The organism is Streptomyces sp. NPDC005898, assembly GCF_040629635.1.
Classification (GTDB): Bacteria; Actinomycetota; Actinomycetes; order Streptomycetales; family Streptomycetaceae; genus Streptomyces.
Window position 1 is genome coordinate 306,082 of record NZ_JBEXWC010000002.1, and the last position, 22,354, is coordinate 328,435.

A 22,354-nucleotide genomic window follows, 5' to 3' on the forward strand; every position below is an offset into this window, starting at 1 on the left:
GCCGACGCCTTCCACCGGCGTCACCCGTGTGCTTGCCTGGGGGCCGTTTCGGCTGTCTGGGGCGGGAGTCGCGGGTGCGAAGGCTGTGGGGCACGGGTGTGGGCGCGGGGGTGCTGGCGGGCGCGCTGCTGCTGGCCGGGTGCGGGGATCCCGGGTCCGGCGGCGAGACGCGGGCCGCCGCGCCCCTCCCCGGGAACCCCGGGCACTCCGGGCGCTCCGCCCATGCCGGGCCCTCCGACGCCGGTGACCCGGCCCCCGCTCCCCGTCGGGGCGCCGCCGCGAAACCCCGGCGCGAGGCCCCGAAGGTGCTCTACCTCGGCGACTCCCTCGCCATGGAGAACCAGGACGTCCTCGGCGCCCTGCTCAAGGACCGCCTCGGCGCCCGCTACCGCAGCGCCCCCTACTCGGGCACCACCCTCTGCGACTACCTCGAAGGCACCGGCAAGGACTCCCTCGTCCCCGACCGGGACAAGGCCGCCGTCCTGGTCCGCGCCGAGCGGCCCGACTACGTGGTGCTCCAGTTCTGGGGCAACGCGTGGGGCTACACGCCGTGCATGGACGGCATCACGTACGCCGAGGCCCGCGAGAAGTACTTCGACCGGTACGCGGCGGACGCGCGTGCGCTGGCCGCGCAGATCGCCTCCGCCGGCGGTGGGAGCGGGCGCCCGCGCGTCGTGTGGGTCCTCCAGGGCCCCGACCCGATCACGCCCGACCGCGTGCGCCGCGTCAACGGCCTCTACGAGGCGCAGGTCCACGCGGGCGGCGGGCTCCTCGCCGACGCGGGCAAGGCGGTCGCCCCGGCGTCCTCGCGGTACACGTGGGCCGAGACGCTGCCGTGCACCTCGTACGAGGTGAAGCACCCCGCGTACTGCACGGACCCCGCGCGTGGCCGCACCGCGCTCCACCGGGGCGACGACTACCTGCACTTCTGTCTGGCGCCGACCACGCCCAAGTCCCGGCCCTGCCCGACGCGGTCGCCGGGCGTCCGCCGCATGGCCTCCGCGATTACCTCGCGGGTCGCGGCAGATCTCCGTTAGCGGCGGCGCCCACGAATCGCGTGAACGCGGGGGTCGCGATGGTGAGGGCGGGGCCCCCGGGGTTCTTGCTGTCCCGTATGGCAACGGTGCCGTTGCACTGGGCGGCAGCGAATTCGAGGCAGTCGCCGCCTGTGTTGCCGCTATATGTCGACTTACGCCAGGCCTCGTTGCCGAAGGGGGCACATTCGACGCACTCACCGCCGCTGCTGCCGCTGTACGAGGACTTGCGCCAGGTGACTCCGTCGAGGGGGGCGCACTCAATGCAGTCGCCACCTCCGGAGCCGCTGTAGGTCGACTTACGCCACTCCACCTGCGAGTGCTCCCGGGTGATCTCCATAGCGCTCCTCCATTACGCGGGCGATCAGCGCCGCTGAGTCCTCTACGGAGAGCGCAGCGGCCTGCAGGCGAGCGTAACTGACCGAACGCTCCCTGATCACTTGCGGATTGGCGGTCATGTGCGCCACGTCGTAACTCTCGGCGTAGAACAGGTCCGGGTCGTCGTCGAAACGCAGGAGGTTGAACGAACCGCGCGTGGCGCAATGTTGGCCTGTGGAGAAGGGCAGCACCTGGACCTGCGCCCACTGGTGCTCACGGAAACTCAACAGGTGGGCGAGCTGTGCCCGCATGATGTCCCGGCTGCCCACTTCCCGGTACAGCGCCCCCTCGTCCAGGATTACCCAGACCGCAGGCGGATGCTCCCGCGTCAGGATGCGCTGGCGATCAAGTCGCGCCGCTACGAGGTCATTGAGGTTCTCCGGGCGGTCGGTACCGAGGACCGCCCGCGCGTAGGCCTCCGTCTGCAAGAGGCCGTACACCACCTGGGCCTGATACGTGGAGATGAACGCGGCCCGCGCCTCCATCTCCGCATAGGCCTGGAACCAGTGCGGCAACTGGCTCCTCAGCACAAGGCCCACGAGCCTGGAAAAGTGGCCGTCCGTGTCCAGCACGGCGTCTGCCCGTTCTGAGAAGTCCCTGGTGGGGACCCTCCTCGCCGTCTCGATCTGGCCGACCAGCGAGCCCGTGCAGAAGAGGCACCCGCCCAGCTCCGCCTGTGTGAGGTCTGCGGACTGGCGCAGGCGGCGCAGTTCCGCGCCGTAGTAGTCCAGCGGCGACGCGCTGGGGTCGAGTTCGGTGTTGTGGACCATGGGACGGACTCCCCCAGGCTCGGACGCACGGACACGGCGTACTGACGCTGTCGCCCAGCGTAACCACGCCGCTCCGGCCCGGTGGCGGGAATCCGCAAACCCCCGGGTCACTCGTTCGGAGTACGTCCGGTCGCCGCGCCCGGGGGCCCGGCACACGCTGTGGGTTCCGAGAGCGAAAGGTGGGGTGGCCATGAGCAGCGTGACCGACCACGGGAAGCCGGACCATCGCGGCGGCGGCCAGAAAGCGGTGTGGACGACCGGCGGCACGGTGTTCGCCGGTGTGCTGATGCTGGTGAACGGCCTGCTCGGCGTGTTCGCCGGGATCGCGGGCATCGCCAAGGACGACGTGTACGAACGCATCGGCGACTACGTGTACAAGTTCAACCTGTCCACGTGGGGCTGGATCCACCTGGTCCTCGGCATCATCATCGCCGTCGTCGGATGGGGCATCCTGACCGGCGCGAGCTGGGCGAAGGCGGCGGGCGTGGCGCTGGCGGCGCTCGGCATCGTCGCGCAGTTCCTCTGGCTGCCGTACACCCCGCTGTGGGCGCTGATCTCGATCGCGCTCGGCGTCTTCGTGATCTGGGCGCTGTGCACGGACCGCCCTGACAGCGCCGGCCCCTAGAACCGCGCGGGCCCTCCGTTCCCGGCGACGACATCCGCGACGGTCCGGACGAACGCGTCCACGCGGGCACTCGTCGTGCCGGTCCGGTGGATCAGGGCCACCTCCGCCGGCGGGACATCCCGTAGGGGCACGAAGGTGATGTCGGGGCGGGCGTAGTAGCGCTCCACCGAGGCGACCACCGGCGAGATGCCCTGCCCGGTGGCGACCAGCGTCATCAGTTCCTGGAACGAGGCGACCGCCTGCCCCCGGCGGATCTCCCGGCCGCTCGGCGTGCGCGGCGGCACGTGGAAGTCCCACCAGTACGCGGGCGCGCCGTTGACGACGCCGAAGAACGTCTCGCCCGCCATCTCCTCCAGGGAGACCGACGTCCGCCCGGCCAGCGGATGGCCCAGCGGCATGGCGAGGAGCCGGGGTTCCTCGATGACGACGGGGCCGACCGCGAGGTCCGGTTCCCGCACGGGCAGGCAGGTGAAGAGCAGGTCGACGTCGACGCCGCGCAGCGCGCCCAGCGGGTCCTTGAACTGCGTCTCCCGCATGGTCACCGCGCACCCCGGGCAGCGCGCGCGGAACGCCGCGAGGATCGGCGCGGTCAGCGAACCCGCGCCCGAGCCGAGGAACCCGACGTTCAGCTCGCCCTCGACGCCCCGCGCGGCGTCCTTCGCGCGCGCCAGGGCCGCCTCCAGCTGGGCGTGCAGCGGCGCCACATCCTCGTACAACTGCCGTCCCAGCGGTGACATCCGCACGACTCGACTGGTGCGTTCGAAGAGGGGGGCGCCGATCTTGCGCTCCAGTTTCTTCAGCGTCTGGCTGACACGGGCCTGGGAAAGCAGCAGGCGTTCGGCGGTGCGGCCGAAGTGCAGCTCCTCGGCCAGCGTCAGGAAAGTCTCCAGCTCCTGCCGTTCCATCATGTCGCCCCTGCCCCCATGTGCGCGGTACCCCCTGTGACCTGCGTCGATAAGCGCAGGCGCGTTGATCGTTCCATGGATCGCCCTTGATGGGCGATCACGGTCGGCGGATCTTTGGGGTGTCGGTCCGGCGCGGTGCCGGACCGGGTCCCCTCCTCCCAACACCCCGGAGATCGCCATGATTTCGCGTGCCCGTATGACCGCCGTCGCCACCACCGCCGCCCTCGCGCTGACCGCCGGGGCCGTCCTGACCGGCGCCCACGCCACCACCCACACCACCGCCTACGCCACCGCGCCCGCCACGAGCGGCCAGGCCGCCGGGTGGAGCGCCGCCTGGGCGGCCTCCCCGCAGCGGCCCAGCGCCGGGTTCAAGGGCAACTGGTCGGAGGCCGGATTCGACGGCCAGACCGTGCGCCAGGTCGTCCGCGTCACCGAGGGCGGTACCAGGGCCCGCATCCGGCTCTCCAACGCCTACGGCGCCTCGCCGCTGCGCATAGCGAGCGCCACCGTCGCCCGTACGACGAAGGGAGCGGCCGTCGACAAGGGCTCGGTCCGACGGCTCACCTTCGACGGGAAACGCTCGGCATCCGTGCCCGCCGGGGGCCAACTGGCCAGTGACGCGGCTGGGTTGCGGCTCGACCCCTTCGAGTCCGTCACCGTCACCCTCCACCTCGCGGGCACGACCGGGCCCGCCACCTTCCACGCGCAGTCCTTCGCCACCAGCTACCGCGCGGACGGCGACCACGCCGCCGACGCGGGCGGCGAGGCCTTCGGCGAGTCGACCGAGTCCTGGTACTACCTCGCCGGCGTGGACGTCAGCGGTCCCGGGCCCGCCCGGCGCGACGGCGTCGTCCTCTTCGGCGACTCCATCACCGACGGCTTCGCCTCCACCACCGACCGGAACCGCCGCTGGTCCGACGCCCTCGCCGAACGCCTCACCGAGGCGGGCGACCAGCGGCCCGTCCTCAACTCCGGCATCGGCGGCAACATGGTCCTCAACGACTCCGCCTGGTACGGCGACAAGGGCCTCGGCCGGTTCCAGCGGGACGCCCTCGACCTGCCCGGCGTCGGCACCGTCCTCGTCCTCGAAGGCGTCAACGACATCGGCTTCAGCGAGACCGACGAGCCCACCTACAAGCCCGCCCCGACCGTCTCCGCCCGGCAGCTCATCGACGGCCACCGCGAGCTGATCCGCGCCGCCCACGCCAAGGGCGTGAAGGCCGTCGGCGCGACCCTGCTGCCGCTCGGCGGCTCCGACCACTACGGGCCGCACGCCGCCGCCGTGAGCGACGCGTTCAACACGTGGGTGCGTACGTCCGGCGAGTACGACGCGTACGTCGACCTCGACAAGGCGCTCGCCGACCCGGGCGACCCCGAGCGGATCGCCCCGAAGTACGACAGCGGCGACCACCTGCACCCGAACGACGCCGGTTACCGGGCCATGGCGCGTGCGGTCGAGCTGGGGGAGCTGTGAGCGCCGGTACGGGTGCCGGTGCCGGTGTCGGTGAGGGGGTGCTGTCCGGGGGCGGGGGCGGAGGCGGACGGGGGGACGGGGGCATGACCCGGCGGCAGCGGCTCGTGCTCGTCCTGCTGCTCGGCTCGCAGTTCATGGTCGCCGTGGACTTCTCCATCCTGAACGTCGCCCTCCCCGCCGTCGGGGCGGGGCTCGGCTTCTCCCTCACCCACCTCCAGTGGATCGCCACCTCCTTCGCCCTCGCGGCGGCCGGCTTCACCCTGCTGTTCGGGCGGGTGGCCGACCTCTTCGGGCGCAAGCGGCTCTTCATCGGCGGCATGGCGCTCCTCGGCCTCTCCTCGGCGCTCGGCGGCCTCGCCGGCACCCCCGAAGTCCTGCTCGCCGCCCGGGTGTTGCAGGGCCTCGCCACGGCGGCCGTCACCCCCGCCGGACTCGCGCTGCTCACCACGGCGTTCCGGGAGGGGCCCCAGCGGGACCGGGCGCTCGGGCTCAACGGCGCGCTGATGTCCGCCGGTTTCACCACCGGCGCGCTCCTCGGGGGGCTCCTGACCGACCTGCTCTCCTGGCGCTGGGCGTTCCTCGTCAACGTGCCGGTGGCGGCGGCCGTCGTCGCCCTCGCGCCCGCCCTCCTCACCGACTCGCGCATCGTGTGCCGGCACCGGCTCGACGTGCCCGGCGCGGTGACCGTCACCGGCGGACTGCTCGCCCTCGTGTACGGGCTGACGAGGGCCGGCGAGAGCGGCTGGGGCGACCCCGTGGCCCTCGCCGCGCTGGGCGCGGGGGCGGTGCTGCTCGTCGCCTTCTGGCGCGTGGAGCGGCGCTCGGCGGCGCCCCTGGTGCCCGTACGCATCATGCGGCGCCCCACGGTCGTCTGGGGCAACGCGGCGGGCCTCGTCGCCTTCGCCACGGAGACCTCGCTGGTGTTCCTCCTGACGCTCTACCTCCAGCGGGTCCTCGGCCACTCCGCCCTCGCCACCGGACTCGCCTTCGGCGTGCTCGGCCTCGGCACGGTGGCCGGCGGGCTGCTCGGCGGGCGGGTGGTGAGCCGGTTCGGGGGCCGGGCCACGATCCTCGGCGGCGGCGCGGTCCAGGCCGCCGCCACCGTCTCCCTCGTCGCGCTCGGCACCTCCGGCGGCTGGATCTGGCTGCTGCTGGCGGCGACCTTCGTCGGCGGTGTCGGCAACATGCTGCTGATCGTCGCCTTCATGGTCACCGCCACGTCCGGGCTGCCGGACTCCCAGCAGGGGCTCGCGACCGGGCTCGCCACGATGACCCAGCAGGTCGGCATCACCCTCGGCATCCCGGTGATGAGCGCGATCGTCGCCACCCGGACGGGGAGCGGCTCCGGTGCGGGTGCCTCGCCGGGGGCGGTGCTCTCCGGGGTGGGCGCGGCGGTCGCGGTCAACGCGGCGCTGGTCCTCGCGGCGGCGCTGGTGGCCGCGTACCGGTTGGGGCGGGCGGAGCGGTCGGGCGGCGCCGGTCACTCGGTCGTGTAGTAGCGGTAGAACGTCACCGCGAAGACCCCTCCGGCGATCAGCAGCGCCAGCACCGTGCACCGCAGCACGCCCACTCCGCCCAGGCTGCACAGGAAGCCGAACGTGACCCCCGCGAACACCGCCCAGGACAGGGAGCGCAGTTCGCGGGGCAGCGCGTGTGCCATCCGGTGCACGGCGAACATCAGCGCGGCGAAGACAAGGCCCGTGACCACGCCGAGCAGGACGTTCCCCGTCGTGATCGGTCCTCCGTCGCGGTCGATCGCACAGGCCCACAGGCCGTAGACGACGCCCATGAGCAGGGCGAGGCCCGCCCAGCGGGCGGTGGGGGTCGTGGCCGCCCTGGAGCGGCCCGAACGGCCCGAGTGGCCCGGTCGGCGCGTCGGGCGGAGGGGAGCGGCGTGTGCCATGACGGTTCCCTTCTACGTGCTGGGTGTCTGCGGGGCTGCGTGTGCGTACGTACGTGCGTACGGGCGCGTCAGTGGTCGCGGTTCACGCACGGGTCGTGGTGGCAGTCCCGGTCGCGCCACTGCGGGCACGGGTCCTCGGGGGCGGAGCAGCTCGGTACGTGGCGGCCACCGGTGTCGACGTACGCCGCGCTCACCCAGCCACGGGCGCCGGTCAGCCAGTACCAGTCGGGGTTCCCGTGCACGACCGTGCCGTGCGTGGCGCACTCGACGCGGTCCTGACTGCCGGGCGGCAGCTTCTCCACGATCCGGCCGCCGGTGTTCGGCTCGTCGCGGACCTTCAGGTCGGGTCCGGAGACGACGGTGCCCCAGATGACTCCGCCGTGGTGGTGCGCGGGGCTCGTGGCGGGTGCCGTCGTGACGGTGACGGGTGCTCCCGGGGTGGCGGCGGTCGCGGTGGTGGTGGCGGTCGCGGCGGTTCCGGCGGTCAGTACGGCTGCCGCGCAGGCCGCCCCCAGGGTCAGAGCGATTCGCATGATCGGCCTCCTCGTCCCCTCATCCAGGAAACACCCGTTCGGCCGAGTGCTCCACCGGAACGGTCGGCCCCGGGGGCTGACGCCGTTGCCCCATATGCAGTCGCACCGCTCGCGCCCCTCAGGGGTGGGGCCTTGCCTGGAAGGCGTGCCCCGCAGCGTCCGCAGTCCCCTGTCCGCCGTCCTCCTCGTCCTCGCCTGCCTCCTCGTCCCCCTCGGCGCGCTCTCCACCTGGACGCGGTACGAGATCGGGGACGAGGACAACTACGTCGCCACCATGGCGCCGCTCGCCTCCGACCCCGCGGTGCGGGCCGCGGTCGCGGACGCGGTCACCGGCGCGGTCATGGCGGAGGTCGACGTGGGGCCGCTCCAGGGCACGGTCACGACGTTCGTACGGGACGCGGCGGGGTCCTTCACCGGGACCGCGGCCTACCGGACCGCCTGGGAGGCGGCGAACCGGGCCGCGTACGACGCCGTGCGGCGGGCCCGGGGCGACGCCGACGGGGCCGTCACCATCGACCTCGCGCCCATCACGCAGCGGATCAAGCGGCAGCTCTCGGACGACGGGGTGCCGTTCGCCTCGCGGATTCCCGTGCGGCACGCCGAGGTCACGGTGCTGCGGTCCTCCGACGACCTCGGGTGGCTGCGGCAGGTCTTCACGGTGCTGCGGGGGGCGGGGCCGTGGGTGCCGGCCGGCGCGGTCGTCCTCGCGGTCGCCGGTGTCCTGCTCGCCCGGTCGCGGCGGCGGGCGGTCGTCGCCGTGGCGGGGGGTGTGGCGCTTGCGGCGGGGCTGTTGCTGGGGGGTGTGGGGGTGGGGCGGGGGTTGATGCTGGGTGATCTTCCGTCGGATGTCTCGCGGGGGGCGGCGGGGGCGGTGTACGACGCGCTGACGGCGTCCCTGCGGAGGTCTTCCTGGGCGGTGGTGGGAGTGGGGGTGCTGGTGGGGGTCGGGGGGTGGCTGTCCCCCCGGTTCCCCCGCCTTCCGTCAGCGACGCGCAGGCGGGTGAGTGTCGCGCAGGCCCCCTGACAGGGCCCCGCCCCGCCTTCTACCTGCGGCACCACTGTGGTCGTTCGCGCAGTTCCCCGCGCCCCTGGAGGGTGGCCCGACCCGTCTCTTGCCTGCGGCATCGCTGTGGTTCTCGCGCAGTTCCCCGCGCCCCTGGAGGGTGGCCCGACCCGTCTCTTGCCTGCGGCTGCGCTGTGGTTCTCGCGCAGTTCCCCGCGCCCCTGGAGGGTGGCCCGACCCGTCTATTACCTGCGGCTCCGCTGTGGTTCTCGCGCAGTTCCCCGCGCCCCTGGAGGGTGGCCCGACCCGTCTCTTGCCTGCGGCATCGCTGTGGTTCTCGCGCAGTTCCCCGCGCCCCTGGAGGGTGGCCCGACCCGTCTTTCACCTGCGGCATCGCTGTGGTTCTCGCGCAGTTCCCCGCGCCCCTGGTGGGGGCTCGGCCCGTCCCTTGTCTGCGGCTTCGATGGGGTGGAGGTGTCGTTCCCCGCGTTACTGGTGGGGCGTCACCCCCGTAGGGGGCGCGGGGAACTGCGCGAGCAACCAGGAACGAGCCGCACACGACAGACAGCCTTTTAAGGGGCGCGGGGAACTGCGCGAACAGCCACCGACGAGCCGCACACGACAGACGGCCCTTTAAGGGGCGCGGGGAACTGCGCGAACGGCCACCCATGAACCCGCGCGCGGCAGACGGAGCCTCCAGGGGCGCGGGGAACTGTGCGGGCGGTCACCCACGCATCCGCACGCGCGTGATCGGCTCCAGCGCTCATGAGGGAAGATGCCCAGGGTGAACCGCCGGGGGTGAGGAGAGGGTGAGCTTGCGCAGCGTGGTCGTCAGTCGTGACGCCGATCCGGACGCGGGGGAAGCAGACGCCCCCCGGCGAGGAAGAGGCGCCGCATGGCTCGGCGGCGCGCTGCTGCTCGGCGTGACCGCCATCCTCGGCTTCCGCGTCGCCGACTCCGACGGCCTCACCCCCGTACCCCAGATCCTCGCCTTCCTGCCCTGGCTGCTCGCCCCCGCCGCCGCCGGCCTCCTCCTCGCCGCCCTCGCCCGCTGGCGCACCGGCATGGTGTGGGGCGTCGCCGTACTCGCCCTGCTCGCCTGGTACATGGAGCCCTACGGCACCTCCGACCCCCCGGAGGGGAAGGCCGTCGCCGAGCTGCGCGTCATGGCCGCCAACATCGAGTACGGCCGCGAGACGGCGGGGCTCCTCCGCGCCGTCCGCGCGGAGCAGCCCGACCTGCTCTTCGTCGAGGAGTGCGACCACGCCTGCTCCGCGACCCTCCGCGAGAAGCTGCCCCGCGCCGACTACCCCTACCGCGAGTCGGTCGACGCGTACGGCCCGGAGGGTTCCGTACTCCTCGCCAAGGTCCCCCTGAAGCCCGCGCCCGGCATCGACGCCACCCTCGGCATGCCCGGCGCCGTGGCCGACGTACAGGGCCACCCCGTACGCGTACAGCTCGCGCACCCCATGCCCCCGATGCCCCGCCACGTGGACCTGTGGCGCAAGGAGCTGAAGGCCATCGAGAAGTACGCCGCCGCCGGCAAGGGCCGCTCCACCATCGTCGCCGGCGACTTCAACGCCACCCAGGACCACGCCGCCTTCCGCTCGCTCCTGCACGGCGGCGGCCTGCGCGACGCCGCCCGGCTCGACGGCGCCTCACGCACCCCCAGCTGGCCCACCACCCTGCCCGCACCGCTCGGCGCGCAGATCGACCACGTCCTGGTCACCCCGGACTTCGCCGCCCGCGACACCCGCTTCCTGGAGCTCGGCGCCACCGACCACCGCGCGCTCGTCGTCACTCTCACGCTCCACCGATAATGGGCTCATGCCTCGTGAGACCCCCAGCGCACGTCCGGTTCCACGCGGCCCCCGGCCCCCGCGCCCGCTGACCCCGCCCGACTGGCTGGTCCGCTCCCTCAGACCGCAGTCCGCGCCCATCCCCTGGGCGGCCGTCGCCCGCGCCTGTGTCGCCATGGCACTGCCCCTCGCCGCCGGCATCCTCGCCGGGCGGCCGGCGTACGGCGCGCTCGCGTCGATGGGCGCGCTCTCCGGCGTCATCGGCGACACCGCCGACGCCTACCGCATGCGCGTCCTCAACATCGCCGTGCCGCAGCTCTTCGGCGCCCTCGGCGTCACCCTCGGCTCGCTCGTCTTCGGCCACGGCTGGGTGGCGGTCGGCGCGGTCACGTTCGTGGCGCTCGTCTCCGGGATGATGTCGACGATCGGGGCCGTCGCCTCCGTCGGCGGGCTGCTCCTGCTGCTGAACTGCGTCGTCGGCGCCGGGCTGCCCATGCCCGGCCCGTGGTGGCTGGCCCCGGCCCTGATGACCGGCGGCGGCCTGCTGGTCCTCGCGCTCGGCCTGCTCGCCTGGCCGCTACGCTCCGGCATCCCCGAACGCGCCGCCGTCGCCGCCTCCTACCGCGCGGTGGCCGCCCTCCTCGACGCGGCGGGCACCGACGCCTACGACGACGCCCGCGCCACCGTCACGGCCTCGCTCAACCAGAGCTACGACCTCGTCCTCGCCCGGCGCGCCCGCGACCACGGCCGCAACCCCGACCTCGTCCGGCTCGTCGCCCAGCTGAACGCCCTCACCCCGATCATCGAGGCCGCCCCCGCCACCCACCTCGGCGCCCGCCACACCTGCGGACGCCTCCCCTGCGCCGTCCCCGGCGCGGTGCGCGCCCTGGCGGAGGCGGTGGAGCACGGCGGCCACGCCGAACCGCCCGCCCCGGCCCCGGAGGTGATCCGGCTGCCCGAGCCCGGCGACCACGCCGCCCGCGCCCTCGACCACGCCGTGCGGCACGCGGCGGAGACCCTGAGCGACCCCGACCCGCTCGCCGTCATCGACAGCGACGACCGGCTCGGCAAGCCCGCCGCCCTGCGCGTACGCGCCCGGCGCGCCGCCCGCAACGTCGTCCTGTCCGGCGCCTCCTGGCGCTACGGCCTGCGCCTGGCCCTGTGCATCGGCATCGCGCAGGCCCTGGTCTCCCTGATCGACGTCCCCCGGTCGTACTGGGTGGCCCTCACCGTCACCTTCGTCCTCAAGCCCGACTTCGGCTCGGTCTTCTCGCGCGCCGTCCTGCGCGCCCTCGGCACGGCCGCGGGCCTGGTCGTCGCCGCGGCCGTCCTCACGCAGGTGCCGCACGGCTGGTGGGACGTGCCCGTGATGATGCTCCTCGCCCCGCTCATCCCGGCCCTGACCACCCGGGGCTACGGCTACCAGACGGCGGCCATCACCCCGGTCATCCTGCTGCTCTCCGACATCCTCAACCACCAGGGCCTCGGGCTGGTCGTGCCCCGCCTGGTCGACAGCCTGCTCGGGTGCGCCATCGCCCTCGTCGCCGGCTATCTGCTCTGGCCGGAGAGCTGGGGCACGCGCATCGGGGACCGGCTCGCCGACGCCGTCGCGGACAGCGCCGGGTACGTGGAGTGCGCCTTCGGCGACACCGCGGGCGCCGCCGAACGGGCCCGCCAGCGCCGGCGCCTGTACCGCGACCTGTCGGTCATCCGCTCCGAGTTCCAGCGGGCGCTGACCGAGCCCCCGCCGACCGGCACCCGGGCCGCCGCCTGGTGGCCGCTGGTCGTCGCCGTCGAACGGATCCTGGACGCCACGACCGCGGCCCGCGTGCGCATCCGGCACGGCGCCCCGCCGGCGGCCGCCGACGAGATCACCGAGATCGCCCGTGAGCTGCGGGAGTTGGCGGCGGGCCTGCGCGCCTCGGACGTACTGGAGGAAGTGCGCCCCGACTTCACCGTGGGGCCCAAGGACAGCGTCCTGGAGCCCCTGCGCCAGGAGGTGGCGGCGGCCAGGGCCATCGCCACCCCCAAGGCGTAGCAGCCCTGTTGGGGGCGCGGGGGCTCTTTCGGGCTGTGGCAGGATCGCGGGATGCTACGACTGACGGACTTCATCATCGACTGCCCGGACACGATGGAGCTGGCGGCCTTCTACTCCGAGATGGTGGGGCGCCCGGTCAAGGAGGGCAGCGACGGGAACTGGGCCGGCATCACGTTCGGCGAGATCGAGCTGGCCTTCTGGCCGGTGGCCGACTACCGCGCCCCGCAGTGGCCCGACAGCGACCACCCCAAGCAGTTCCACCTCGACTTCGAGGTGGACGACATCGAGGCCGAGCAGCGCCGCGTCCTGGCCCTCGGCGCGACCCTGATGCGGGACTGCGTCGGGCCCAACGGCTACGGCTTTCGCGTCTACGCCGACCCCGTCGGCCACCCCTTCTGCCTCTGCCGCAACAAGGGGGTCATCTGGACCGATCAGGGCCTCGTCTGGCCCACGAGCGGCCAGCAGGCCCCGTAGGGCCGCCGCGGACCGCGGGCCGAGCCGCCGCTCAGCCCGCTCCGTGGCCCCGCGCTAGCGGACCTTCTGCAGCGCCTTCGCCAGGCCGTTGGCCCACAGCCGCTCGACCTTCGCGCGCTCCGTGGCGTCCGGCCGCGCGTTCGTGCAGGACGGGCCGGGGCCGCCGCCGGACATCAGCTGGCTGCACGGACCCGAGTACGTGTCCGGCAGGCCCAGCACGTGCCCCGTCTCATGGGCGGTCACGCGCGTCGAGTTGTACTGCTGGTTCTGCGCGTAGTCCAGGAAGATGTACCCCCGGCCGTGCCCGTCGGTGCTCGCGTACGAGCCGCGCGAGTCATTGCCCTCGCGGTAGCTGAAGCTCGCGCCCGAGCTGCCCTGCTGGAGCTTGACGTTGGACACCGACGAGTTCCAGATGGACGTCGAACTGGCTATCTGACGGGCGAAGCTGGGGGCCCTGGAGGCGTCGTAGACGACCGTCACGGACGTCGCGCCCGGGTTCGCCGCGCGCTTCTCGGCGACCGCCTTCACGACGGCCTCGAAGAACGCCTTGTTGGCCTTGGCCTCCTGCGCCGACCCCGCGTACCGGTCGTACGACGGAGCGGCGGAGTGCCCGGCGGGCGCCACCGGGGCGGCCGACGCGGTGACGGAGGTGGCGCCGAGTCCGGCGACGGTGAGACCGAGGACAGCCGCGACGGACAGGTAACGCTTGCTCATGGGTGGGGGGCTCCCTACTCGTTCGACCGACCGTGGGGGTCGATGAAGGGTGAACTTTTCGGTGGCAGTGAGTCTCGGGGAGCCCGGGGCGCCTGGGAATGATGGCAACTCGCGATAGCACGGAGCTATCACCCACTCCCGGCCTGCCCAGAACGGCTGGTTCTCATGGGGTTTGGGTGTCTGGTGCGCCGGCCGTAGCGGCTCTACGCTCAACGACCATGGAGCTCGAGGTCAGGCACCTCCGCGCGCTGTGCGCCATCGCCGACACCGGCAGCCTGCACAAGGCGGCGCGCCAGCTCGGCATGAGCCAGCCCTCGCTCACCACCCAGCTGCGCCGCATCGAGAACGCCCTCGGCGGCCAGCTCTTCGCCCGCGAGCGCACCGGCTGCCGCCCCACCCCGCTCGGCCGGATCGTCCTGAGCCGGGCCCGGCCCCTCGTCACGGAGATGCGGTCCCTGGTCAGCGAGACCAGGGCGGCCGCCGCCCGCACCGCCGACGGCCCCCGGCTGCGCATCGGCTCCACCGCGAGCCGGGCCATACCGGGCTGGCTGCGCCGGCTGCGGATACGCCTGCCGGGCACCGAGATCTCGCTCCAGATGGACGTCTCCGCCAACGCGCTGCTGCGCATGGTCGACGCGGCGCAGCTCGACGTGGCGTTCGTGCACGAGGTGGAGGGCAGCCCGCTGCGGATGCCCGAGAACCTGCGAAGACGGGTGCTCCTCGACCGCGAGCCGCAGTTCGTCTCCCTCGCCGCGGACCATCCGGCGGCCGGACGGCCCGTCGTACGGCTCGGCGACCTCGCGGATGACCGCTGGATGGTCGACCCCACGGTCGACGGCGAGTGGGACGGCCTGCGCCGCGTCCTGACGGCGGCCGGCCTGAACCCGCCCGTCCTGCACGGCGACTACCTCACCGCCGCGTCCCTCGTCGCCACCGGCGAGGTCGTCGCCCTCTGCCAGCCCACCTCGCGGGGCCGTGCCGAGATGGCCGTACGGCCCCTCCACGGCGATCCCCTCGGCGTACGCCTGCTCGTGGCGGCCCGCGCCGAGGAGGAGCTGGACGCGGTCTACGGCGAGCTGGAGGCCGCCTACTGGGAGGCGGCCCGGCAGTCCCCCGCCTACGCGCAGTGGCTGCTGCGTGCCGGTGACCCGCGAGGGGCGGGCGGCGGGACGCTGGTCCCGGCCGGCCGGTGACCCCCCACCTCTCTCCCGTCTCCCGGACCGCCGCCCCCCTTGGACGTCACACGCCGATGTCGCGGCCGTCCTCGCGCCACACCGACACGACCGACGGGCGGACGATCTTGCCCGGGCCGTCGGGCCAGGTGCTCGCCGGCTTCTCGACGGACGCCCCGTCGACCTCGCCCGGGTGCTGGACGGAGACCAGGACCCGCCGGTCCTGCACGAGCGGCCCACAGGTCTCGGCGCCGGTCGGCATGGTCAGGAACTGCTTCAGCTCACCGCGCCGGTCGCCGCGCGTGGCGACCCCGAACAGGCCGTCGTGCGAGCCCAGTTGGTTGCCGTCCGTGGAGATCCACAGGTTGCCGTGCGGGTCGAAGGCGACGTTGTCCGGGCAGGAGATCGGCGAGACCCGCTCCTTGGGGAAGCCCGCGAAGTACGTCGCCGGGTCGTTCGGGTCGCCGGCGACCAGGAACAGCGACCAGCCGAAGGTCGTGGCGTCGGCGCGGTCGCGGTGCTCGGTCAGCTCCAGGATCTGGCCGTGCTTGTTCAGGTTGCGCGGGTTGGCCTCGTCCGCGCCCGCCTTGCCCGGCTTGCCCCGCTCGGAGTTGTTGGTCAGCGCCACGTACACCTTGCCGGTGTGCGGGGACGGCTCGATGTCCTCGGGCCGGTCCATCTTGGTGGCGCCGACCTTGTCGCCCGCGAGGCGCGTGAAGACGTACACCTCCTCGGCCGTCATGCCCTCGACGTGGCTGACCGCCTTCCCGCCGGGTCCGGCGGTGGCCAGCGGGATCCACCGGCCGCCGCCGTCGAACTCGCCGTCCCGCGGCAGCGTGCCCTTGCCGTCGATCTCCTCGGCCGGTGAGTCACCGGTCAGCTTGGACACGTACAGGGTGCCCTCGTCCAGCAGCGTGAGGTTGTGCTCGTGCGCGGCGCGGGAGCCGCCCTTGGCCATGCGCTTGCTGCTGACGAACTTGTAGAAGTAGTCGAACTTCTCGTCGTCGCCCATGTAGACCACCGGACGCCCGTCGCGCGTCAGGCGCGGCTGCGCGGCCTCGTGCTTGAAGCGGCCGAGCGCGGTGCGCTTGCGGGGAGTCGAGTGCGGGTCGTACGGGTCCAGCTCCACCACCCAGCCGAAGCGGTTCGCCTCGTTGGGCTCCTTGGCCAGGTCGAAACGGTCGTCGAACCGCTCCCACTTGCGCTCCGAGGCCTCGCCCGTGACGCCGTACCGCTTCAGGCGGGCGGCGGCCGTCGCGTCCGTCACCTTCGCGGCGTTGGCGAAGTACTGGTTGAAGTTCTCCTCGCCGTGCAGCGTGGTGCCCCACGGCGTGGTGCCGCCCGAGCAGTTGTTGAGCGTGCCGAGGACGGTCGTGCCCCGCGGGTCGGCCTTCGTACGGAGCAGCTCGCTGCCGGCGGCGGGCCCGGACAGCCGGAAGCGGCTGGTCGCGGTGAGCCGGCGGTTGAGGTGGTGGCGGCCGACGGCACGCAGCTTGCCGCTCCTGCGCTCGCCCTCCACCACGACGACGGACAGGCCGTGCGCCGCCCACGCGATCTCCACCTGCTCGCGGGTGGGGTTCTGGGGGTCGTACCCCTTGAACATCAGGATCTCGTCCGTGTACTCGTGGTTGGCGACCAGGACCTGGCGGCCGTGCTCGGACCGGAGCGGCAGCAGCGACAGGAAGTCGTTGTTGTACCCGAACTGGCCGGCCTGCGCCGCGGCGCTCTGCCGGTCCGCGTCGAAGGCGGGGGCGCCGCGCAGGATGGGCTCGCCCCAGCGGATGACGACGTTCTGCTCGTAGCCGGCGGGGACGGTGACGGCGTCCGTGGTGTTCGGGGCGACGGGCGCGAACCTCAGTCCGCGCGCTCCCTTTTCCTTGGCGCCCTTCCCGGTGCCGGGGGCGGCGGGGGCGGCCGCGGCGGCCTCGCTCGCGCCGGGGCCCGCCATGACCGCGCCGCCCGCGGCGGTGGCGACCGTCACGACGGCGGCGGCGCGCATCAGCGAACGGCGGCTGAGCGCACCGGCGATGACGTCACCCACGTACTCGTTCGCGCTGGTGTTGGGCACCTCGCCGAAGCAGGCGTCGCCGCAGCGGAAGCGGCAGGTCAGGGCGGAACGGCCGCCGCTCCCCTGATGCGAGGTGATGATCGGCAGCAGCTTGGGCACGGATCCTCCGTCGTCGTGGCGTGGCTTGTTTCCGCCGTGAGGCTAGGCGGGGGTTCCGGCACGGCGGCGGCCTGCGGGTGAACGGCCGGTGAATCCGCGACGCCCGGGAGGAAGTTGACGTGCGGGCCGCCGCGCGGTGGCGCGGGCGGGTGACGAGTGGCGACCCTGCCCAAGATCGTCCGTGGCGGCGGCTAACCTTACGTGTCCGCCCTGGCCAGGGATTTCGGGAATCAACTCACGCGAAGGGTTGCGCACATGGGCATTCTGGATCGCCTGCGGAACGCGTTCGGACGGTCACGCAAGGGGAACGTTCCTGAGGCGCGTGAGTCTGCGGCAGCGCTTGAACCGGGGGCGGAGGGATCGGATTCCTCACAGGGTGTCTCGCTTCCCGGCCCGTCACCGGAGCCGACGCCGCCCACCCGGGCGACGATCCCGTCCCCGAGTCCGGAACCGTCGGCCTCGACGGTGAGTGACCTGGTCGCGGCGGCGTTCGACAAGGTCAAGCGCCGCGCTCCGGACCCCGAACCGGACCCCGCGCCCCCCGCCGAGGCCCCCACGACCGAGCCGAAGCCCGAGGCCACCCCGGAGCGCGCGCCCGAGGCGGAGACCGCCCCGGAGCACGCGGTCGAGGCGGAGGCCGAGCCGAAGACCACGGCCGACGCGCGGCCTGCGGCTGAAACTGGCCCCAAGGCGAAGTCGGACGCCGCTACGAAGCCTGCGGCTGACGGTTCGCCGAAGACTGCCGCCGCCGAGGCGCCTGCGACCGAGCCGAGGCCCGGGGATGCCCCGGAGCGGGCGGCCGAGGCAAAGGCCGACGCCGAGCCCAAGGCAGAGTCGGAGGCCGACGCGCAGCCGACGGCTGAGACCGAGCCCAAGACCGAGCCCAAGGGCGAGCCCACGGCCGAGGCCAAGGTGGAGGCGCAGCCAGAGGTCCAGCCCGAGGCCACGACCGAGGGCAAGCCCGAAGCGAAGGCCGAGCCCGCCTCGAAGGCGGCCACTGCCCAGGACACTGCGGCTGCCCCGAAGGCCGAGGACGGCCCGGAGCGCGCGGCCAAGGCGAAGGCCGACGCCGAGCCGAAGACCACGGCCGACGCGCAGCCTGCGGGTGAAACTGCCCCCAAGGCGGAGGCGAAGCCCGAAGCCAAGGCCGAGCCCGCCCCGAAGGCAGCCACCGCCCAGGACACTGCGGCCGAGGACGGCCCGGAGCGCGCAGCCAAGGCGAAGGCCGACGCGCAGCCTGCGGCTGAGACCGAGCCCAAGGGCAAGGCGGAGGCGGACCCAGAGGCCCAGCCCGAGGGCAAGCCCGAAGCCAAGGCCGGGACCGAGACGAAGGCCAAGGACAAGCCTGAGGACAAGACGGAGGGCAAGGCCGACACCGAGGCCAAGGCCGAAGTCGAACCCGAGGCGAAGCCCAAGGCCGAGGCGAAGCGCGAGGCCAAGGTGCAGGCGACGCCTGAGGACAAGGCGAAGGCCGAGGCCAAGCCCAAGACCAAGGCGAAGCCGGCAGCCGAGCCCAAGGACAAGGCGAAGCCCGAAGCGAAGCCCGCAGCCAAGGCGGAGGCCACGTCCGAAGCGAAGCCCGAAGCCAAGGCCGAAGCCAAGGGGCAGGCCGAACCCGAAGCCACGGCCAAGGCCAAGCCCAAGAGCGAGGCCAAGCCCGCAGCCGAGCCCGAGGCCAAGGGGCAGGCCAAGCCCGAAGCCAGCGCGGAGACGAAGCCCGCAACCGCGCCCGGCGCCAAGGCAAAGCCCGAAGCGAAGTCTGAGGCCAAGGCGGAAGCCACGTCCGAAGCGAAGCCCGCAGCCGAAGCCGAGACCGAAGCCAAGGGGCAGGCCGAACCCGAAGCCGACGCGGAGACGAAGCCCGCAACCGCGTCCGGCGCCAAGGCCGACAAGGCCGACAAGGCCGACAAGGCGAAGCCCGAGGCCAAGGGGCAGGACGAGGCGAAGGCCGGAGCCGAGAAGGCCGGGGGCGAGAAGGCCGGGGGCGGTGTTGTCGGCAAGGGGGTGGCCGGGGTTCGGGCGGTGGCTCCTGGGTTGGTGGCCGCTTACAAGGCCGCCGGGGGCGTGTTGAAGAAGCGGGGGCTGGACGAGGTGCGCGCGGCCGTGTACCTCGTGCTGGACCGCTCCGGATCCATGCGCCCGTACTACAAGGACGGCTCCGCGCAGAGCCTCGCCGAGCAGGTCCTCGCGCTGGCCGCCCACACGGACCCCGAGGCCACCGTCCACGTCGTCTTCTTCTCCACCGACATCGACGGCACCGGCACCCTCACGCTCCCCGAGCACGAGGGCCGCATCGACGAGCTGCACGCCGCCGCCGGCCACATGGGCCGCACCAGTTACCACCGCGCGATCGAAGAGGTCGTCGCGCACTACGAGTCGCACCACGAGAAGTCGGACCGCGCCGGCGAACCCGCCCTGGTGATCTTCCAGACGGACGGCGCCCCCGACGCGAAGGGCCCGGCGACCCAGGCCCTGGCGGAGGCCGCCGCGCACCCCCTCTTCTTCCAGTTCGTCGCCTTCGGCGAGCACGACGCGAAGGCCTTCGACTACCTCCGCAGGATGAAGGCGGACAACGCCGCGTTCTTCCACGCGGGCCCCACCCCCCGCGAGCTCACGGACAAGGAGCTGTACGAGGGCCTGCTGGCGTCCTGGCGCCCTGGTCCGGCCGGTGAAACCGAGGTGAGTGGATCTTCACGGGGCCGTTAGGATTTCGACCATGGCGGCCACTGGATCCGAGAAGCAGGGAGCGGACGAGAACGCGAAGGCGTTCTACGTCTCGACCCCCATCTACTACGTAAACGACGCTCCTCACCTGGGCCACGCCTACACGACCGTTGCAGGGGACGTGCTCACGCGCTGGCACCGTCAGCGCGGCGAGAAGGTGTGGTACCTCACCGGCACGGACGAGCACGGTCAGAAGATCATGCGCACGGCCGAGGCGAACGACGTCACCCCCCAGGAGTGGTGCGACAAGCTCGTCACCGAGGCCTGGAAGCCCCTCTGGGAGCACCTGAACATCGCCAACGACGACTTCATCCGCACCACGGAGAAGCGTCACACGGACCGGGTCCAGGAGTTCGTCCAGGATCTCTACGACAAGGGCGAGATCTACAAGGGCGGCTACGAGGGCCCGTACTGCGTGGGCTGCGAGGAGTACAAGCTCCCCGGCGACCTGATCGACGGCGAAGCGGGCGGCGAGTTCGCGGGGCAGAAGCTCTGTCCCATCCACAAGAAGCCGGTGGAGCTGGTCAAGGAGGAGAACTACTTCTTCAAGCTCAGCGAGTACGGCGACAAGCTCCTCGCCCTCTACGAGGCGAACCCCGGCTTCATCCAGCCGGAGTCCGCGCGCAACGAGGTCGTGAACTTCGTCCGGCAGGGCCTGCAGGACCTGTCCATCTCGCGCTCGACGTTCGACTGGGGCGTCAAGGTCCCGTGGGACGACAAGCACGTCATCTACGTGTGGGTCGACGCGCTCCTGAACTACGCCACGGCCGTCGGCTACGGCGCCAACCAGGAGAAGTTCGACGCCACCTTCCCGGCCGACGTCCACCTGGTCGGCAAGGACATCCTGCGCTTCCACGCGGTGATCTGGCCCGCCATGCTGATGGCGCAGGGCCTGCCGGTGCCGGGCAGGATCGCCGCCAACGGCTGGCTGATGGTCGGCGGCGAGAAGATGTCGAAGTCGAACCTGACGGGCATCAAGCCACAGGACCTGACCTCGCACTTCGGCGTGGACGCTTACCGCTGGTACTTCCTGCGCGCCATCGCCTTCGGCAGCGACGGCTCCTTCTCCTGGGAGGACTTCTCCGCCCGCTACACCAGCGAGCTGGCGAACGACTACGGCAACCTCGCCTCCCGCCTCGCGGCCATGGTCGGCAAGTACTTCGGCGGCGAGCTGCCCGAGGCCACGGCGGCGGGCGACGCCGAGAAGGCGGTCGAGGACGGCCTGGCGAAGGCCGTCGCCGACGCCGACCGCGCGATCGGTGAGGAGCTGGACTTCCAGGCCGGCATCCTCGCCATCTTCGCCTTCGTCAAGCAGGTCAACGGCTACATCACGGAGCAGGAGCCGTGGAAGGTGGCCAAGGACGAGTCGGCGGAGGGCCGCGCCCGCCTGGCGACCATCCTCTACACGGCCGCCGAGGCGCTGCGCGCCGTCGCGGTCCTGCTGAACCCCGTCATGCCGGAGACGTCCCAGAAGCTGTGGGAGTCCCTCGGCGCGGAGGCCTCGCTGGGCGCGCTGGCCGAGCAGCGGGTCCAGGACGCGGGCACGTGGGGCCGGCTGCCCGCGGGCTCGACGGTGACGAAGGGCGCGGTGCTGTTCCCCCGCCTGGAGGAGCCGAAGAAGGCCTGACGTACCTACGCCCGAGGGCCGGGACCGCGCTGTGCGGTCCCGGCCCTTTCGCGTGCGCCCTCAGGCGTACGTCCGCAGCAGCCGGGCCAGTTGCCGGCCCGCCGCCCGCAGGGGCTCCTCGCTGCGCGTGACCTGGGCGGTCACCTCCGCCCCCTCCAGCGTGCTGATGACGGTCGTGGCGACCTCGGCCGCGTCCTCGGCGGTGAAGCCGGACGCGAGCAGCTTCCCGGCGACGACGCGCTCCCAGTTGCGCAGGGCCTGCGCGCACACCCGCTGGATCTGCGAGTCGGTGCCGAGGGTCTCCAGGGCGGCGGCCGTGACGGGGCAGCCGTCGGTCCAGCCCGATTCCCGCAGCGCGACCGCCAGGTCGGCGGCGCACGCCTCGACGGCCGGGGCCGGATCGTCCTCGCGGGGGCCCGCTGGGTGACGGAGCGGGGCGGGACACACCTGACCGGCGGCGTCCTGTGCCCGCCGCCCCTGATCGGCACCCCGGACGCGTCGACGTTCTACAGCGGCCCGCGCCAGGCGTACGAGGCACACCGCGAGGCCCTCGAAGTGATCACCGGCAGGACGGACCACCGGGGCGAGGACCCGGGCCTGGCCGCGCTCATGTACCAACTGAACATGGCCATCTTCTGGCCGTCGATGATCGCCTACTGGCAGGCCGTGGCCGTGGCCGCCGCCCACGGCCTCACGGCCACGGACATCGCGCCCTACGCCGCGAAGAACTTCGCCGGCATGGGCCACTTCATCGACTTCTACGCCCCCCGCATCGACGCGGGCAACCACGCCGGCGACGTGGACCGCACCGCGATGGGCCTGGCCAGCATCGACCACGTCGTCCACACGGCCCGCGACGCGGGCGTGGACACGGCCTTCCCGGAGGCGGTCCAGGACCTGTTCCGCCGCGTCGTGGCCGCGGGCCACGGCTCGGACAGCTTCAGCTCGGCGGTGGAACTCCTGAAGTCCCCGAAAGAGTGATCACCAACCGTTCATCGGATTTCCCCACCCCGA

The 22,354-nt window shown here is 72.9% G+C and carries 19 protein-coding genes and 1 pseudogene; 12 read left to right on the forward strand and 8 right to left on the reverse strand.

The genetic code is table 11. The features are described 5' to 3' along the window. The first annotated feature begins 74 nt into the window (after positions 1–74). Positions 75–1,037, forward strand: coding sequence for an SGNH/GDSL hydrolase family protein (locus ABZ385_RS04140; RefSeq protein WP_358909597.1), 963 nt, complete (start codon positions 75–77; stop codon positions 1,035–1,037). On the opposite strand, the gene ABZ385_RS04145 is transcribed toward ABZ385_RS04140, so the two are convergent. Together ABZ385_RS04145 and ABZ385_RS04150 are read right to left on the reverse strand one after the other, a co-directional pair. Beyond that, positions 1,006–1,374, reverse strand: coding sequence for a DUF397 domain-containing protein (locus ABZ385_RS04145; RefSeq protein WP_358583023.1), 369 nt, complete (start codon positions 1,372–1,374; stop codon positions 1,006–1,008). The two genes, ABZ385_RS04140 and ABZ385_RS04145, sit on opposite strands and share 32 nt — an antisense overlap. After that, positions 1,334–2,182 carry a helix-turn-helix transcriptional regulator gene (locus ABZ385_RS04150; protein WP_358583025.1) on the reverse strand — a complete coding sequence of 283 codons (849 nt, stop codon included), beginning with the start codon at positions 2,180–2,182 and terminating at the stop codon, positions 1,334–1,336. The genes ABZ385_RS04145 and ABZ385_RS04150 overlap by 41 nt, the downstream gene beginning before the upstream one ends. A gap of 190 nt (positions 2,183–2,372) precedes the next feature. Here ABZ385_RS04150 and ABZ385_RS04155 point away from each other — a divergent pair, with 190 nt between their 5' ends. Further along, on the forward strand, positions 2,373–2,807 hold the full coding sequence (locus ABZ385_RS04155) for a hypothetical protein (protein WP_358909599.1): 435 nt from the start codon (positions 2,373–2,375) through the stop codon (positions 2,805–2,807). Here the strand turns inward: ABZ385_RS04155 and ABZ385_RS04160 are convergent. Then, positions 2,804–3,715 carry a LysR family transcriptional regulator gene (locus ABZ385_RS04160; protein WP_358583029.1) on the reverse strand — a complete coding sequence of 304 codons (912 nt, stop codon included), beginning with the start codon at positions 3,713–3,715 and terminating at the stop codon, positions 2,804–2,806. The genes ABZ385_RS04155 and ABZ385_RS04160 overlap by 4 nt on opposite strands. A 193-nt stretch (positions 3,716–3,908) precedes the next feature. Here ABZ385_RS04160 and ABZ385_RS04165 point away from each other — a divergent pair, with 193 nt between their 5' ends. Further along, on the forward strand, positions 3,909–5,186 hold the full coding sequence (locus ABZ385_RS04165) for an SGNH/GDSL hydrolase family protein (protein ID WP_358909601.1): 1,278 nt from the start codon (positions 3,909–3,911) through the stop codon (positions 5,184–5,186). An 83-nt stretch (positions 5,187–5,269) separates the two neighbouring features. Then, the gene (locus ABZ385_RS04170; RefSeq protein WP_358909602.1) at positions 5,270–6,682 is read left to right on the forward strand and encodes an MFS transporter; all 1,413 of its coding nucleotides are present in this window, start codon (positions 5,270–5,272) and stop codon (positions 6,680–6,682) included. Here ABZ385_RS04170 and ABZ385_RS04175 read toward each other — a convergent pair. Together ABZ385_RS04175 and ABZ385_RS04180 are read right to left on the reverse strand one after the other, a co-directional pair. Beyond that, positions 6,667–7,089, reverse strand: a complete 423-nt coding sequence (locus ABZ385_RS04175; RefSeq protein WP_358583035.1) for a hypothetical protein — start codon at positions 7,087–7,089, stop codon at positions 6,667–6,669. The genes ABZ385_RS04170 and ABZ385_RS04175 overlap by 16 nt on opposite strands. A gap of 68 nt (positions 7,090–7,157) precedes the next feature. Continuing rightward, positions 7,158–7,622: an SH3 domain-containing protein gene (locus tag ABZ385_RS04180; protein ID WP_358583037.1), complete on the reverse strand. Its 465-nt coding sequence runs from the start codon at positions 7,620–7,622 to the stop codon at positions 7,158–7,160. Between the two features lie 145 nt (positions 7,623–7,767). Here ABZ385_RS04180 and ABZ385_RS04185 point away from each other — a divergent pair, with 145 nt between their 5' ends. From ABZ385_RS04185 to ABZ385_RS04200, 4 genes are all read left to right on the forward strand, one after another. Next, positions 7,768–8,646: a hypothetical protein gene (locus ABZ385_RS04185; protein WP_358583039.1), complete on the forward strand. Its 879-nt coding sequence runs from the start codon at positions 7,768–7,770 to the stop codon at positions 8,644–8,646. 788 nt (positions 8,647–9,434) lie between these two features. Continuing rightward, on the forward strand, positions 9,435–10,445 hold the full coding sequence (locus tag ABZ385_RS04190; protein ID WP_358909604.1) for an endonuclease/exonuclease/phosphatase family protein: 1,011 nt from the start codon (positions 9,435–9,437) through the stop codon (positions 10,443–10,445). A 7-nt stretch (positions 10,446–10,452) separates the two neighbouring features. Next, entirely contained in the window at positions 10,453–12,462 is a 2,010-nt protein-coding gene (locus ABZ385_RS04195; protein ID WP_358909606.1) for an FUSC family protein, read from the forward strand. A 51-nt stretch (positions 12,463–12,513) separates the two neighbouring features. Next, complete coding sequence (locus ABZ385_RS04200; protein WP_358583044.1) at positions 12,514–12,936, forward strand: VOC family protein; 423 nt, start codon at positions 12,514–12,516, stop codon at positions 12,934–12,936. A 54-nt stretch (positions 12,937–12,990) separates the two neighbouring features. On the opposite strand, the gene snpA is transcribed toward ABZ385_RS04200, so the two are convergent. Continuing rightward, positions 12,991–13,650 (reverse strand): snapalysin, encoded by a 660-nt coding sequence (snpA, locus tag ABZ385_RS04205; RefSeq protein WP_358699536.1) that lies wholly within the window; start codon positions 13,648–13,650, stop codon positions 12,991–12,993. Between the two features lie 218 nt (positions 13,651–13,868). On the opposite strand from snpA, the gene ABZ385_RS04210 reads away from it, so the two are divergent. Further along, a complete protein-coding gene (locus ABZ385_RS04210; RefSeq protein ID WP_358583048.1) occupies positions 13,869–14,843 on the forward strand; it encodes a LysR family transcriptional regulator in 975 nt (324 codons plus the stop codon). A 46-nt stretch (positions 14,844–14,889) separates the two neighbouring features. On the opposite strand, the gene ABZ385_RS04215 is transcribed toward ABZ385_RS04210, so the two are convergent. After that, the gene (locus tag ABZ385_RS04215; protein ID WP_358909608.1) at positions 14,890–16,989 is read right to left on the reverse strand and encodes a PhoX family protein; all 2,100 of its coding nucleotides are present in this window, start codon (positions 16,987–16,989) and stop codon (positions 14,890–14,892) included. A gap of 465 nt (positions 16,990–17,454) precedes the next feature. Between ABZ385_RS04215 and ABZ385_RS04220 the strand changes: the two genes are divergently transcribed. Beyond that, a complete protein-coding gene (locus ABZ385_RS04220; RefSeq protein ID WP_358909609.1) occupies positions 17,455–19,695 on the forward strand; it encodes a VWA domain-containing protein in 2,241 nt (746 codons plus the stop codon). Positions 19,696–19,705: 10 nt separating this feature from the next. After that, entirely contained in the window at positions 19,706–21,340 is a 1,635-nt protein-coding gene (metG, locus tag ABZ385_RS04225; protein WP_358909611.1) for a methionine--tRNA ligase, read from the forward strand. A gap of 60 nt (positions 21,341–21,400) precedes the next feature. Here metG and ABZ385_RS04230 read toward each other — a convergent pair. Continuing rightward, positions 21,401–21,748: pseudogene (locus tag ABZ385_RS04230) on the reverse strand (TetR/AcrR family transcriptional regulator); the annotation flags it as partial. A 15-nt stretch (positions 21,749–21,763) separates the two neighbouring features. Between ABZ385_RS04230 and ABZ385_RS04235 the strand changes: the two are divergent. After that, complete coding sequence (locus ABZ385_RS04235) at positions 21,764–22,321, forward strand: hypothetical protein (protein ID WP_358909613.1); 558 nt, start codon at positions 21,764–21,766, stop codon at positions 22,319–22,321. Positions 22,322–22,354 lie beyond the last annotated feature (33 nt).